The following is a 15,390-nucleotide window of genomic DNA, read 5'->3' as shown; positions in this document are numbered from 1 at the left end:
ATAACGAGTTGCCCGATCAGTTGGCGGTCAAGCTGAAATCATCGATATTCAGGCTGGCTCCGCCCGAGTTGACATACACATACACATCGAGCGATACGGTTCCCGCCGGCGTCGTAAACGTGCCGGCATGCTGCGTATAATTCGTTTCCGACCAATAGATCGCGTTCGATTCGCTGATGACGCCGCCGCCGGCGTTCTTGAACTTGACGCCGATGAACGCCGCGCCGCCGGCGCCGCCCCGTTTGCCCCACGCCGACAGCGTATACGTCGTATTGGCGCTTACCCCGGCGGTAACGGCTTGATAACCGCCGCCCGAAGCCGTCACGTTCAGCGCAGTTGTGCCGCCATGCACATTGGCGGGCGTTTGCGTCGTGGCGAAATTGCCCCAGGAGTTCCAGCTTTGCAAGCTGTTTTCAAATCCCGGATTGGCGAGCAAATTCATCGGGTTCGGCGGATCGGGAACATAACGGCTTGCGACTTCTTCCAGAACAAGATCGTCCACAAACCAGTCCGCCGAATTGGAATCCAGCCAGAACACAAGCTTGATGATATTCGTTCCCGGAAGCGTGGTGAACGTCGCTGTCTTCTGGGTGTAACTCGTCTCCTGCCAGACCAGCTGCACAAACTGGTTGCCGGTGTTATCGGCAAGCGCGGGTCCCCCCGGCGTCGCCTGGTATCCGGTCGCGATGAAAGAAGTACCCGCCGTGCCTGCACTGCGCTTGCCCCATCCCGTAAGCGAATACGTCGTATTGGGACTGACGCCGTGAATGAGGTAGGTATGGGCGTAGCCATTATAAGGCACGACGGCGCTCGTCAGCTTCAATGCCCGATTGCCGCTATGCACTTCGGAACCCGCATTCGTAATGTCAAAATTGTGGTCTGCCACAAAGCCGAGCGGTTGGTTGCTTTGTTCGAACCCGGGGTTCGGGATCAAGTTGATCGCCTGCCTGAGCGCGAAGTCATCCAGGTAGAAGGCGCCGCTTGCGCTGTCTTTGCCAAACTTCACTTCGACCGATGCGGCGCCGGCCGGCATCGTGAATTTCACCGTCTTGCGGGTATAGACGGTCTCGCTCCACGACAGCGCCGCATCAACGCCCGAGCCGCTAATATACTGGCCTGCGCTGTTTTTGGCGCGAACGGTCAACTTGGCGCCGGTGACGCCGGCCGCTCCGAGTTTGCCCCATGCGGACACGATATAATCCGCGCCGGCCACGACGCCGCTGTTCGCATCCTGGTTGCCGCTGCCCGCTGCGCCGCTGTTTACCCGGATCGCTTTGGCGCCATCATGCGCGTTCGCCGTGTCCACTGTTACATTCACGCCATTTGACCATGAACCGTAATCCTGTTCGAACCCGGGATTAGCCAGCAAATTGTCGCCGGGCGCCGGCGGCGGAGGCGGCGGCAACGTTGCGCCGAGGTAGACGAGGCCAAAATCGTCGCCATAAACGTATCCCGAACCCGATGTCGTTTTGTTCAAATAAATCGTCGCGCTCGTCGCTTGCGAACTCGTCTTGAACGTCATGATATTTCGTACCCAGCCGCCTTGCGTGTCGGTAACGGTCGCATAGGTGTCACCGCCTGAAGCGTCGTACAGCTTCGCCCCGATTCTCGCCTGCTCGCCTGTACTCACTTTGGCCCAGCCGGCAAATTCATAATACGTGTTCGGCGCAAGGCCCGTGATCGTCTGTTCGATGCCGTCCTGGCCGCCGCCGAGACGCACGCTTCCTTCGCCTGTGCGGGTAAGGCCATGATCCTGGTTGATGCTTTCCACTCCGGACAGCTGCCCCGCCGCATTCATCGCCCCTGTTTTGGTCCAGTAGCGCAAATCGTTCGGAACCTGGTAATGGTTGATCATTCCCTCGAAACCGGCGTTTCGGACCAGGTTGCGATCCGGATGATTGGTGAAAGAAAGCGCCGGCTCCGTTGGCGGAGTAGTGAAATTATGCCCCGGCGTGCCCCCCGGACCGGTTATCATCGCGAACTCGCCCTGCGCGGTGGAATTATTGCTTACTCTCGCAGGTCCGGTGATGCTGTACCCTTCGGTGAAGACGTTGTCGTAGACGGCCATTTTGTAAGTGTCGTCCTGAAAAACTTGCGCCGAGTTGGCAACGAACGAACCGTCGATCATATTGTTGTAAAACTGAATATAATTGGCCGGCTGATTGATCAGCACGGCGCGTTTGCCGCTGACCGACGTGTTGTACACGGTATTGTGATGGATCAGCAAGTTGCTGCTGGCATTGTCGACGTAGATGTGGGCGGCGCCGTCCTGACCATCATGGAAATAATTGTAGCGAATCTCCGTATTCTGATAGTCGTTTTTGGCCCAGTGCATCGTGCCGTTATCATTGGAAATCATGCCGCAATAGCTGAAATCGTTATACTCGATCAAGGCGCCGAACGTCATATTGCCGCCCGTGCAGGTGGAGCCGGCCCGCTTCAGCGTATTGAAGGAAATATGGGCATTTGCGCCTTCTACGGAAAACGCCGAGGTGAAGGCGCCCGCATAACCGATATCATGAATATAGTTGTTGAAGATGACCGCGTCATTGCCGGTAATGTAGATCCCGTAGCCGGAGCTGTTGTATATTTCCGAATTGCGGAGCTCGATGCCGTCGCCTTTCAGGATCAGCCCGATATCCAATTGGGAGCCGTAACGTCCCGTGCTGTCCGCGTCGTAGCTGTAATTTTTCAATTTCAGCCCATCGAGCCGGATGTGGTTGCTGCTGCTTGCCTTGATCGTGGCTCCGTTGATCGTCAGCCCTTTGATATCGATGTAGGAGAGGCCGTCGAGCGTAAAGGCCGATTCGCGAACCTTCTTCTCGATCGTATAGCCGGAAGGACTGCCACCGTTCGGCGCGTACAAATAGAGCGTTTGCGCGGCTGCGTCGTAGTACCACTCCTTGTTCGTGTCGAGCGCCTGCAGCGAGTCGTAAATATAATATTGAATCGGAGCGTAGTTGCCTACATAGCCCAGCTGGGTATTGCCATCCGGCGCATTGTTCGTCAAAGTCAGTTGACCGTTCGACGAAGCGCTGATCGGACTCGTCCAGCCGATCCAGTTGACATATGCCCATACTTTGGCTCCCGCCCAGTTTAGGTTCGGCATTTGCGGGCCGGTCGCAGCTCCTTTCAGAATCGCCGTCGTGCCGGATGTGGAGGAAGTGGCATTGTCCGCGAGCGCCGGCGATTTATCCAGCCACGAACCTACGTTGGGCCATCTTGCCGGCACCATCATCTCGCCATCGGCAAAAACGGCATTTTTGCTGCCCAGATTCAGCGCTGTTGTCGTCTTGTAAACGTTCCCGCTATGCTGCGTCCAGGTTGACGTGACCCGGGCAAGCCCGCTGATCGTAACCGCTTCGCCGTTGTAAGCTTGGAACGTGATCGGATGGCCGCTCGTTCCGGTGTACGCCGGGGTGACCTCTTCATAATAAGTACCCGCGCGAATATTCACCGTGTCGCCGGCAATGGCTACGCTCGCCGCCTTCTGCACCGTGAGGAACGGGCTCGCCAGCGTCCCCGGATTGCTGTCGTTTCCGTTCGTCGCGACGTAATAATTGGTCCCCGAACCGACAGGAGGCTCGCCGCCCGTCAAGGATACATCGTCCAGAAACAAACCCGCCGCGCCCGAATTGACGTACGCGTACAATTGCAGCGATACCGTTCCCGCAGGCGTCGTGAACGTTCCGGAATGCTGCGTATAGGCAAGCTCCGTCCAATAGATCGCGCTCGATTCGCTGATGACGCCGCCGCCGGCGTTTTTGAACTTGACGCCGATGAACGCCGCGCCGCCTGTGCCGGCCCGCTTCCCCCAGGCAGACAACGTGTACGACGTATTGGCGGTGACCCCTGTCGTAATATCTTGGTAGCCGCCGCCCGGCCCCGTAACGCTCAGCGCGCTGGTGCCGCTGTGCACATTGCCTGACACTTGCGTCGTGGCAATATTTCCCCAAGAGCCCCAGCTTTGCAGTCCGTTCTCGAAGCCCGGATTGCTCGCCAGGTTGACAGGATCGGCAGCCAAGCTGCCGCCGCCGGCCGGAAGCCACAAGCATGCTGCCAACAGCACCATAAGCCACCGTACGCCTTTGCCGAAAGTCCGTCGTTTCATGAAATCACTCCTCCTTTTCCATTGTGCCGACACTTTGGTGGAATTCCTTAGCGACACGACACTTCCCCAATCAGCTCAAATGAATGTCATTCACCTCCTTTCCGACACATACCGCGTTATGTACGCGCGTTCATCACGTCGATTGAGGAAACGTGCCGCGCCGCGGCGGGCTGGCCCCGTTCGCGATCTTCGCAGTCTTGCTGGCGTGCGTGCATAGACTGACACCCGCATCGGCCAATGTCCGTCTACGCACGCAGCGTCAACCTCTATTTCTTCTTGCCGTTTGCGGCTGCCCATTTATCGAGCTGCTCCTGATGCGCCTGATGCAGCTTGTCGAGCCCCGCCTTCTTCTCATTGTCGAGCAATTTGGGCAAATAATCCTTGGGGTTGTAGGTCCCCGTTTCCAATCCCGGCATATATTCCTTCTGCACGGCGCGAATAGCGGCAACTTCCGTTTGCAAGGCCGAATCGTCCGGCCGGAAGGCGATAATCGGCGATACTTCCGCATCCGCGTTCATCTTCTTCGTCTGTTCGACAAGATCGCGCGGCTGTCCGGCTTTGGGCAACGCATTGAACGTATTGCCGAATACCCAATTGATATCCGGCGCATAACCGGCGCCATCGATCGGCGTATAATTGCCATCCACCACTTTGTAATGCTTGCCTTCCACGCCGTAGCACAGGAGTTGATACAGCTTCACATCCGTATTGACCAATTCCAGCAGCATCATCGCGCGCTCCGGGTTCGGCGAAGTGGAGCTGATCCCCTCCATCGTGCCGCTTGCGCCCGAGAATACGGGCGGCGTCATCGGAAGCGTAATGATCGGCTGGTTGTTGCTGCGGCCCGAGATCGTAATGTCGCTTCCCGGGAATACCCCTTGTTCCGCCGTCACCGCAATGTTGCCTTTCGCCTGCAATTTGACGAAGTCCTGTGTCGCCGCAATATCCTGATAAATATACCCTTTCTTATACCAATCGTGCATCAGGTCCAAATAAGCGGCATATTCCGGCGTTTGTTCCCGCTCGATCAGTTTGTAAGGGTCTTGCTTGTAATAAAAGCTGCTTCCGATGTTGCGGATATTGTCCGGGAAGAAGGGGCCGTTGCCGATCGTGCTCGGGAAGGCAAGCGGGATAATGTCCGGCTCGTTGTCCTTGATCTGTTTCAGGAACGGCTCCAAATCCGCTACCGTCTTCACCTTGTTGACATCGAATTTGTACTTGTCGACGAACCGCTTTTGGAAAGCGAATCCCTTCTGCGCAGCGGCGATTTGCAAGCTGAAGATCGCGTAGATCTTATGGTCGCCGGACGATGATCGGATCGAGTCCCAGTACGCTTCCGGCATAATCGAATGGCGCGTTTTCGGCGCATGCTTCTCGAGCAGATCGTCAAGCGGCAGCAGGCCGCCCTTGTCAATCAACGGCTGGTACAGATTCAGCCAGGACCCCGTCGTCCACATAATATCGAATTTTTCCCGCGAGGCGATAATCGGCCCCATCTTGTTGTCGTATTCCGCGAAAGGGATCGGCTTCAGGTGCAGCGTCACGTTCAGCTTCGTGTTTTTTGCCAAATAATCGTTCACCGCATTTTCAACCGTTTGCTGGTCGGCTTGTGCGGCATTGATGCCGTAATACCAGGTCAAATCGACACGCGGCAAATCCGCCTGCGGCTTGTTCGTTTCCGCCGCCGGCGATTTCGACACGCTTGCCGCTGCGGAAGGCGACGATTTATCCCCTGCGTTGTCCTTCGTCGATGAACAGCCCGTTGCGGCGATCAAGCCCGCCAAGCTAAGCAACAGGCCGGCTTTCAGTGTCTTCTTGCTCCATGTGTGGCGTTCCACATACAACCCTCCTCGTATTGGTAAACCATGCACGCGCTTTCATTCGTTTCCCTTGAACTGTTTCCGTTCCTTGCGAACCTCTCGGGTTCACCTCCTTTCAAGCGCAAGGTCTGATTAGCTTGCACAAGCTTCTACCCCTTCAGCGAACCGAGCGTCAGCCCCTGGACAAAAAATTTCTGGAAGAAGGGGAACACGACCAGCATCGGACCCGCCGCTACGACAACCATCGCCATACGCGCGGATTGCGACGGAAGGTTCTTGATGTCGAGGTTGGGAACACCGAGCTGGAACAGGTTCATTTGCAAAATCTCCATGCTGTTCATCATGCGCACGAGCAACAGCTGCAACGGCACATACTTCTGGTTATCGATAAACAATAGCGCGTTGAACCATTCGTTCCAATACGTGAACGAAATCAGCAAGCCCATCGTCGCCATCCCCGGCATCGACAAGGGAACAATAATCCCCATGTAAATCCGCCACTCCCTGGCGCCGTCCATTTTGGCCGACTCGATAATTTCGACCGGAATTCTGCCGAGGAATGCTTTGAGAATCATCACATTCCAGGCGCTGAGCAAACCAGGCATAATCAACGCCCACAGCGTATCTTTCAACCCCAATATCTGCGTCATCAAGATGTAGAAGGGAACAAGCCCGCCGTTAAACAGCATCGTAAAAAAAATGTAAAACGTCGTCACTCGTCGAAAAGCGTAATCCCGCCGGGAAATCACGTAAGCTGTCAGCGAAGAAATCGTCAAGCTTAACAAGACGCCGATGCAGGTCACGGTCACGGTCACAAGATAAGCGCGAACTACCACTTGCGGCACCTTGAATATATAGCGGTAAGCGGTCAGGTCCCATTGCGACGGGATCAAGGAATAACCATGCTGTACAATCGATTGTTCGTTGGAAAACGATATGGATACGACGAGCAGAAACGGAATCAACATGACGACGCTGATCGCCATCAACAAGGTATGAACGGCGAACGTGAACAGCTTTCCATGATTGGCCATTGAGCAATCTCCTAAAACAACGAATTTTCGTCGTTGATTTTGCGAATCGTATAATTTGCCGCGATTACCAGCACGAATCCGACAAGCGATTGATAGAAGCCGACGGCCGCCGTCATCCCCAGGTTGCTGAGCTGCTTCAGCGCCCGGTACACGTAAGTATCGATAATATCCGTACTGGACAACACGAGGGAAGAATTGTTCGGCACAAAATAATGCAAACCGAAGTCTCCTCTGAACATGTTGCCGAGCGACAGAATCGTCAAAATCGAAATAAGCGGCATGAGCATGGGAATCGTTATCTTGATCGCCATCTGCAGCTTCGTAGCGCCATCGATCCGCGCCGCCTCGTAATATTCTTGACTAATCCCCATGATGCCGGCAAAATACAGCAAGGTGCTGAAGCCGATCGCCTTCCATTCGTGAGCGATCGTGAGGATATACGGCCAGACTCCCGATTCGAAATACCATTTGTGCGGCTGCAGCCCGAGCAGCTCCAGCAGATGGTTTAAAAAGCCGGATTCATGATCGAGAAACGCCTGGGCAATATAACCGGCGACAACCCAGGACACGAAATAAGGCAAAAACAATATCGTTTGATGGAGCTTGATCCATCTGCGTCGCAATTCCTGCAACAAGATCGCCAAAATCAGAGCAGCCGCGTTTGTAAAAATGAAATAGGCGAGGGAATACAGCACCGTGTTCCTTGTGATTCTCCATGCGACAGGGGTGCCGAACAAAAACTTGAAATTGTCGAATCCGATCCATTTGCTTCCGAAAATGCCCAGATTGAATTGATAATTTTTGAACGCAATCATAATGCCGAACATCGGCAAGTAGCAAAATACAAAAATATACAGTACGCCCGGAATGGATAACGTAAACAACTCGCTGTTTTTGCGAAATAGCCCGCGTACGCTGCGCTTGCGGATTGCGGGTTTCGCCTCTTTGCCGGATTGCCTCTTGTTCGTTGCGGGATCTGGATTCATTTGCCGTGCTCCTTTCGTGCCCTTATTGTGTGGGCAAGAACACGGCAAAAGATAGTACGAAATCTCGATTTTAATGCGAATTCGGGTACGAATGATCGATTTCAGTCCAACATCGACTTTTTCGTGCGATATTCCTTCGGCGTCGTGCCGTATTTGTTCTTGAACAAGCGAAAAAAGTTGCCGCGATTGCCGAAGCCTACCTTTTCGATAATGTCGTTGATCGTATAAGTGCCGCTTTTCAAATAGTGGACGGCATACTGCAATCGTACTTCATTGATATATTCCGCAATCGAAAGACCCTGGCTCCGTTTGAACAGCTTCCCGATATAAGCGGGAGACATCTTCATGACATCGCCGATTTCCTGCAGGCCCAGATTCAGATTCGTGTAGTTTGCCGTGATGACTTCCTTGATCGTTTCGATCAATATTTCGTTGCGATCCTCCTCGGGACGGGCCGGCTTCGCGTGCACCTCGCGGAATACTTCCGTCAGCATGCAGCGGATCGCATGCAGCGATTGGCCTTCGACAATGCGGCTGATCACATGACTGAAATCGATGGGAACCGCGGCGATTTTATTTTCGCTCCGTTCGTTCGCCGCATTGCGGATCAGAATGCAAACGTGAAGCACCATATAAATCATATAATCGTAATTCAGCGATGCGACATGGTCGAAAATATGCCCGAGCAGCTTATCGAACGTTTCCGCCTGATTGGACTTCACGCTTTCGACCAGCTTCTTCTCCAACTCGCCCGGAAGGTGCACCGTCATATTATTCATATTGGCTGCCACCATGGAGGGGACGATAATCGATTCATTGCCGAATGCAAGCGTATACAACAAATTTTGCGAAACGATCTGGTAGTGGGCGTTCATCGCGGAGCTGTGCGGAATTTTATCGCTGATGGAGACGGAGAAGGTAATATGGTACAGCTTTTTGACGACACTCATCGCTTTGGCAAACCGGATTTTCAAATCGTCATGAATGTGCGCTTGCTCCTGCTCGAACGTGCTGATTACCATAAGCAGCAGGTCATTTTTCATTTCGACGGTTTCGCAGGCATATTTCGGGGCGATAAATTCTTGCGAAATGTTCGCGATCGCGAACAGAAACAGTTTTTTTTCCCGGTAGCTCGCGGCAAGCTCCTTCACCCGGTCGATCTTCATGACACACTGCAGGTACGGCCCCGCAGGGGCGATTTTGAATTTATTCGCGCGCGCAATGTCGGCAAATTGCGTCTCTGTGAGCAGCGGGCTGTCTTGCACGAGCCTGCCCATATAGTAGCTTCTCACCGCATCGTGAGTGGACATCTGCTCCTTTTTCAAGGAATTCAGCTGTTCGATGGTCCTTTTGTACATCGTGGACATATAGGTCAATTCGTTCCCGCGGATTTCCGCCGCTTCTCCCGCCTCCGTGTCTCGTTGCATAATCGTGAACAGCTTGCCGACCGGTCGGTACAGACGAAGCGAGGTGACGAAGGAAGTCAGCAAAGCCAGAAGCAGAAATACGGCCGTCAGCACAATCGATATTTGCTGCAGACGATCGACTTTGCCGACCAGCGCTTCGTACGGCTGGATGCTGATAATTTTCCATCCGTCGATGCCGGCATTCATGTAGTTGATCACCTTATTCCCTCGACCGGAGCGGTAAATGAAATACCCCGTATGTTCGCTGTCAATCACCTGCAGCAGCTTCGTTCGCATGTTGTCGTCCAATCGAAACGTGCTGTCCGGCGAGATCACCGCTCCCTGATGGTCCATGATCAAGACGTTTTCGCTCTCCTGTTCGGACAATTTGTTAATGATCGCGATATTGTCGAATAGCCACTGTGTCTTCATATTGACAACCACCACGCTCTGTCCCGCTTTGTAGGTGATGCCGTCGTAATAGATGGCGGAAAACAAGTCGACTTGTCCGTTCTCGTGAAGACTCATCGGGGTCAGCTTCATGTTTTGGATCGATTTCCCGTCGCTCAACAAATGGCGAAGATTCGCATAGTACACTTGCGCCGGGTCCTGCATCGCGGAATCGCCGCCCCAGATGAACTGGTCCTTGACGCCGTTGTAAACGACGATCGAATGAATAAAGGAGGCATATTTGGCGAAGGTGCTGATCTTCTCCCTGCGCTGGCTGATTTCAAAGCTGTCGAGCACGCTGCCGTTCATCATCTGGATCAAGTCGTTGTCGTACAGCAGGGACAACCCGAGATTTTGAATCATGCCGTTCATGTAGGTCATGTTAAAATCGATTTGCGACAGCACTTTTTTGTTGTTGTCATGCTGCATATTGACAATGATGTTCTCCGACGCGCGAAAGAAGACGAAGGAAAAAATCGTCAGCAGGAGAAAGAACAAAAAGGAAACCGTCAAAATAATGCGCACCAGGTACCGTTTCGATTTGTACGCTTGCCACACCCTCATGTCATTGCCCCTTCTGCTTCGCATATTAATTCCAATATGCCATTTATTCACGACGTCTCCAAGTACGTTTTGGCGATTAAAGTATGAAATGTGGAACACAACCATCGCGAGGCACACCGAAGAGGCCCATGAACGAATTGCCTGATTCCGCCGCCATCCGCTGTTCAGGATGGCAGGGAACTGATGCGGCGGCTATGGCAGCCGCGTGGGCAACCTGCCTTGGCCGGCAACTGCCAAGCCGCCAGTCGGGCCGGGCCGATGCAAGAGAAGGCCGGCCTTGTGAGGATAGCCGATCTTGGAGCAGACACTTTGCTTCATGCGCGCCATTCCCCTTCCGCCAACTTTCACCCAGATCAAGCGTTACAAAATAGGCGATGTTTGATTGCCTATTTCGCCTAAAACGGGCAGTCCAAGCGAAATAGCCAGTGAAATAGTCGCCAAGGTGCCCGGCGATGGCATCCTGGGTGCGCGGATACCCCTCCAGCAACTCGTCGCGGATCATCATGTCGCCGTTGTCGAACGGATGCTCCGGCATGTAATTGGCCGGCAGCGGCGGCTTGTTCGCGCCGCGGTACATGCCGGTCCAAGGCTCCGGCGCAGAGCGCGGATCGTGCGGCGAAAGAAAGCCGACATACAGAAACCAGGGACGGTCCCGCGGTGCCCCCCGCAAAAAACGGGCCGCCGCCTCCGCATGCAGCTCCGTGGCGTTCCCGCTGACCCGCTTGCCGTCCTCCTCGAAATGAAGCGTTTGTTTGGTATCGGTGCATACGCCGGTATCGTCGTAAAACCTTTCGTCGAATCCGACCTCGAGCGGCATACGGTCGTTGTGCCACTTGCCGACGATGCCGGTGCGATACCCTTCCCGCCGGAGCGCCTCCGGCAGCAGCTCGAGCGACCGGTGCAGCGGCTTGCCGAACCAGTCGCAGCCGTTGCGAAGCGCGTTGCAGCCGCTGAGCAGCTCGCCCCGCGCAGGAGTGCATACCGCCGGTAATCCGCTCCCCTTCCCTTGCCCAGGACACGTCGATCTTGCCATGACGCGTCCGCACTTCCCCGCGCGCCCAATCGATGCCTTCGCACCGCGGGTCGAACAGAACCACCGTCAAGCCCGGCTGCAGCTGACGAATGCCGACGATATAATGGCTGAGCAGGATGCCGACGCAGGAGCCGCATGCCTGGGCGTGGTTCTGGACGCGCCGCTCCCCCGGGGCAATCCAGGCTTCCGGCCATGTCGTCACTCCCCGCTGCAGCCACGACCCGTGCCAATCGCGCAGCGCCTGGATCGCTTCGCGGTCGCGGCCGGCGATGAACAAGCTGCCGAATATTTTCTCCATCCAGATCGGGCTGAGCATGTTGACGGTCGGCTGCAGCGGATCGAGCGACTTCGCCACGTGCCGCGCGGCCGCTTCCTGCTGCTCCCGGCTCCCGAGCCCCACGAGCACCGCCATCGCATCGTTTTTTTCGCAAAAAAATTCGCCTGGCCATTGTAATATTTATTATTCCGAGTATAATACTTGGTATAAGGCTTTGACGAACTGAAGGAGCGATTGCCGATGACTTCCCGTATCCAAGCGATTACCGATAAATGGACTGACGATCATCTCGATTTGTTGAATTACGCGATACAGATCGGCGATCGGGAATGGCAGGAGGAACTGATCGGTATGCTGCGCGAGCGGCAGCAGCATGTTCAGGCGGAGTGGCGCGGCATCCAGGAGCGGGAACTGTGGCGCAAGTACGAATCTATCAATCGCAAAATGCTCGTGTTGTTCGCGCAGATGCGCGCCAGCGCCAACCAGATCGAAACGCGGGTGCTGCAGGACGAACTGTGGGAGCTCAAGATCGAGCGGATTCGGATCGCGAAGCAATTGCGGGCGGCTTGATCTTCGAAGGTGCGAAGCTAATAAGCGGGCATGCAGTTGACTGCTCTGCCGCGAAGCGCTCGGGCCGGAGGGCCGGCGATGGCCGGAATTGCCCGGTCAATCGGGGATGTTACGCGGTCATGGCTTTCATGTCGCTCATGGCGGCCATCATCGCCGTCATCATTTCGTCGCATTCCTGCATCTTGGCCATCATCATGCCCATGTCCATATCCATCATGTTCATTTGCTTCATGTTGTCCATCATCATCTTCATGCATTTCATTTTGCCCATCATTTCTTCCATACACATGTTCATCATCATTTCCATCGCCATCTTCTCCATTTCGTTCTCCTCCTCTTCATGATTGGTCGATTGCCATTCCCAGATTACTACATTTTTGCGAAACCGACAATTATTTTATGGTGAAAATAAAGCAAAAGGCTGCCGGGTTCCTCCCGACAGCCTCGTTTGACGATTAAAGCTTGCGCACCATCCGGTAATCGCCGGGTTCCGCGCGGAAGCCGAGCAAATCGCGGTTGATGCGCAGCATCGGACCGTTCAGCGAATCGTTGAACGTACGCATGTAAGGAGCGCCGCAGGCGAGTGCGGTGCGGATGCCCAGCAGCTTCAGGGCGAGGGCAAGATGCCGGCCGCGGTAGTCCTTCAGCACGCAGGTGTACTCGTGATACATCGCGCCGGTTTGCTCGAGCTGCTGCAGCGTCACGACGCCGACGTAACGGTCGCCGTCCATGGCGATGTGGAAAAACTCCGGCCGTACGCCCGGCACCTCGAACGTCCACTTTCGCCATTCCTCGAACCACGGATAGCCGCCGGTATGGCCCGGGATATCGGGATGCGTCGCTTTATACAGCTCATACAGCTTCCGCTCGCTTGCTTCCCCCGGCTCCTCGGCCAACGTGGCAAACCGGATGCCGGCTTGCTCCGCCTTGTCGATCGCTTCGAACAAGCTGCCGCCGTCGAACGTCGCCAGATCCAGCACCGATTGAAACACGTGGCGCTCTTGCACGAACCCGCGCCGGTTCGCAAAGGCAATCGAAGCTTCGTCATCCTCTTGCACGGACTGACTCAGCTTGGACGCTCCTGCGTCTTGCGCCCATGCCAGCAGCTCGACATAGAGGGCGCTGCCGATTCCCCGTCCGCGATGCCCGGCATCCACGACGACCGTTTGGCTCAGCTTCCCCGGCTCCGTCCAGGGAGCGCGCCAGGCGATCGCGTAGGCGACGACCCGGCCCGCTTCGTTCTCCGCCACCCACTTGGGGCGGTCCCATCCGGTCAACTTGTTGTGCTCGTCCTTGCCGAGCTTGCCCGGAGGGATTTTCGCTTCTTCTTCCTGCAGCCGCTGCGCCGTTGTCGGCTCCGGCGAAATTTGGTTGAGCAGTCCCGCAACCGCTTCGTAATCTTCGGGCTGCCTCATCCGGCGAATCGTAAAAACTGCCATCACTTCAGCTCCTTGCCTGGCGAGTGTGAAACGCATCTGCAGCCATTATCTCACCCGCCGGCGGCCAAAGCATGGGAAAATCCGGGTATAGGCAATTTTTCGTGAAAAAGCCCGTCGATAAACGTACGAAAAATCATACACAATGAGAAGTGTCACCTTACCTGAGCCGGAGCGCCGCTTATATCTACTCGTACCAATACGCCGGCAGCGCATCGCGCTCCTGTTCCAACAGCTCGGCGATGATCCGGTCGGCGTCGCCGATCGAGCTGACGAGCGGATCGGTCAGCATCGCCCGGCGCAGCTTGGCGAAGCTGCGTTCGACGACCGCCTCCGCCGTCAGCATGTGCGTATCCAGCACCTGCTCCTGCAAGCCGCGGATGCCGCGCGGCATCTCGCCGACCGGCAGCGGCCGCACGCCGTCCGTCGTTACTTCGCACATCAGCTCGAGGAAAGCGTCGTCGCCCATGTTCGTCACCGCGCCGCGGTTCGGCGTGTTGAGATAAAACGTTTTGCCGAGGCCGCCGACCATATTTTCGATGATGTCGGTCGCATGATCGGGCCCGTACGCCTGCATGTATTCGCCGATCGGCCGCCGGCCGTCGACAAATTCGTCGATTTCCCGCCACATCCCGTCATGCCGCTTGTACCGCTCCTCCGTTTCCCAGATCGACAGCGGCGGAATCGTTTCTTCACTTTTGCCGAGCCCTTGCCAGAAGCGCATATATTCCTTCGTGTGGGCGACACAGGTCGGAATGTAGCCGTAGATCCGGTACAGCTCATAGCCGATCGCATCGTTGTGAACCGACTTGGCCCCCTTGTCCCCGCCGTCGGTGCCAGTTTCGGCAGCCCGGCGCAGCGACTCGGCAATAAGCGGCGCGATGTCGCGGCCGTCGTATTCGGCTTTCAGCAGCCAGGTGAAATGATTGACGCCGGCGATGCGAAAATCGAAGCGGTCCGCGACTTGCGGGGTGTATCCCGCCTGGTCTGCGATCACCCCGGAGCGCAGCAAATAGTTGCGCTTCACATGCGGCATGTGCAGGCCGTCGCACAGCGCGAAGCTTTTCAGCTCCGGCGCGTAGCGGGCGATGGCCATGCCGTTTACGGCCGACGGGTTGATGTAGTTGATCACCCAGGCTTGCGGGCATAACGCCTTGATATCGTCCACGCATGCCATGATGGCGGGAAGCTCGCGCATCGCCCGGAAAATGCCGCCCGGACCGATCGTATCGCCGGAGCACATGCGGATGCCGTATCGCTCGGAGACGGCGCAGTCGATGCCGCGGTATTTGACCGTTTGGTTCGCGAAGCTGAGCACAACGAAATCGGCGCCCGGCAGCACATCCTTGCGCTCCGTCGAACCTTCGATCCGCAGCTTTACGCCGTTGTCCGCCGCCACCATGTTCGCCAGCTTCACCAGCTTGGCGAGCCGCCGCTCGTCCGTGTCGACCAGCGCCAGCGTGCCGTTGTTCAAGTAAGGCGACTGCACCATTTGCCAAATCGATTGCCGGCCGAAAAACAGGCTGCCCGCCCCGAGCACAACCACTTTCGGTTTTGCTTGTCCTTGTTCCATGTTCCTTGTTCGCCAACCTTTCAATGGGAGTTGCCTTTATTGTAAAAAGGCGGGGAACAATTGAACATGGACGGCGGTTACTTAAACATGTCAAATAGTATGATTTTATCGCGTATTATTTTCCCGATGA

The 15,390-nt window shown here is 55.7% G+C and carries 10 protein-coding genes and 1 pseudogene; 1 reads left to right on the top strand and 10 read right to left on the bottom strand.

All coding sequences use genetic code 11. The annotated features are described in order from the left end of the window. Window positions 1-16: 16 nt before the first annotated feature. From EXY20_RS00265 to EXY20_RS40565, 7 genes and pseudogenes are all read right to left on the bottom strand, one after another. Window positions 17-4,111 (bottom strand): carbohydrate binding domain-containing protein, encoded by a 4,095-nt coding sequence (locus EXY20_RS00265; RefSeq protein ID WP_135546429.1) that lies wholly within the window; start codon window positions 4,109-4,111, stop codon window positions 17-19. A gap of 266 nt (window positions 4,112-4,377) precedes the next feature. Next, the gene (locus tag EXY20_RS00260) at window positions 4,378-5,949 is read right to left on the bottom strand and encodes an ABC transporter substrate-binding protein (RefSeq protein WP_135546427.1); all 1,572 of its coding nucleotides are present in this window, start codon (window positions 5,947-5,949) and stop codon (window positions 4,378-4,380) included. Window positions 5,950-6,080: 131 nt separating this feature from the next. Beyond that, entirely contained in the window at window positions 6,081-6,965 is an 885-nt protein-coding gene (locus EXY20_RS00255) for a carbohydrate ABC transporter permease (protein WP_135546425.1), read from the bottom strand. An 11-nt stretch (window positions 6,966-6,976) separates the two neighbouring features. Next, window positions 6,977-7,951 carry an ABC transporter permease gene (locus tag EXY20_RS00250; RefSeq protein ID WP_135546423.1) on the bottom strand — a complete coding sequence of 325 codons (975 nt, stop codon included), beginning with the start codon at window positions 7,949-7,951 and terminating at the stop codon, window positions 6,977-6,979. Between the two features lie 101 nt (window positions 7,952-8,052). Beyond that, window positions 8,053-10,371 (bottom strand): AraC family transcriptional regulator, encoded by a 2,319-nt coding sequence (locus tag EXY20_RS00245; protein ID WP_167858904.1) that lies wholly within the window; start codon window positions 10,369-10,371, stop codon window positions 8,053-8,055. Window positions 10,372-10,447: 76 nt separating this feature from the next. Then, window positions 10,448-11,404, bottom strand: coding sequence for a sulfatase-like hydrolase/transferase (locus tag EXY20_RS00240; RefSeq protein WP_135546419.1), 957 nt, complete (start codon window positions 11,402-11,404; stop codon window positions 10,448-10,450). A gap of 16 nt (window positions 11,405-11,420) precedes the next feature. Then, window positions 11,421-11,702 (bottom strand): annotated as a pseudogene (locus EXY20_RS40565) (hypothetical protein); the annotation flags it as partial. A 219-nt stretch (window positions 11,703-11,921) separates the two neighbouring features. Here EXY20_RS40565 and EXY20_RS00230 point away from each other — a divergent pair. Beyond that, entirely contained in the window at window positions 11,922-12,251 is a 330-nt protein-coding gene (locus EXY20_RS00230) for a hypothetical protein (RefSeq protein WP_135546417.1), read from the top strand. Window positions 12,252-12,360: 109 nt separating this feature from the next. Here EXY20_RS00230 and EXY20_RS00225 read toward each other — a convergent pair whose 3' ends face one another. From EXY20_RS00225 to EXY20_RS00215, 3 genes are all read right to left on the bottom strand, one after another. Further along, on the bottom strand, window positions 12,361-12,573 hold the full coding sequence (locus EXY20_RS00225; RefSeq protein ID WP_135546415.1) for a hypothetical protein: 213 nt from the start codon (window positions 12,571-12,573) through the stop codon (window positions 12,361-12,363). A gap of 133 nt (window positions 12,574-12,706) precedes the next feature. Beyond that, entirely contained in the window at window positions 12,707-13,690 is a 984-nt protein-coding gene (locus EXY20_RS00220; protein ID WP_167858903.1) for a GNAT family N-acetyltransferase, read from the bottom strand. Window positions 13,691-13,874: 184 nt separating this feature from the next. Beyond that, window positions 13,875-15,260, bottom strand: a complete 1,386-nt coding sequence (locus EXY20_RS00215; protein ID WP_135546411.1) for a family 4 glycosyl hydrolase — start codon at window positions 15,258-15,260, stop codon at window positions 13,875-13,877. Window positions 15,261-15,390: the final 130 nt, after the last annotated feature.

The sequence above is a fragment of the Paenibacillus cymbidii genome (genome assembly GCF_004764705.1).
GTDB classification, from domain to species: Bacteria; Bacillota; Bacilli; order Paenibacillales; family NBRC-103111; genus Paenibacillus_AN; species Paenibacillus_AN cymbidii.
Note: the sequence above shows the minus strand (reverse complement) of the source record. Positions and strands in the feature narration are given on the sequence as shown.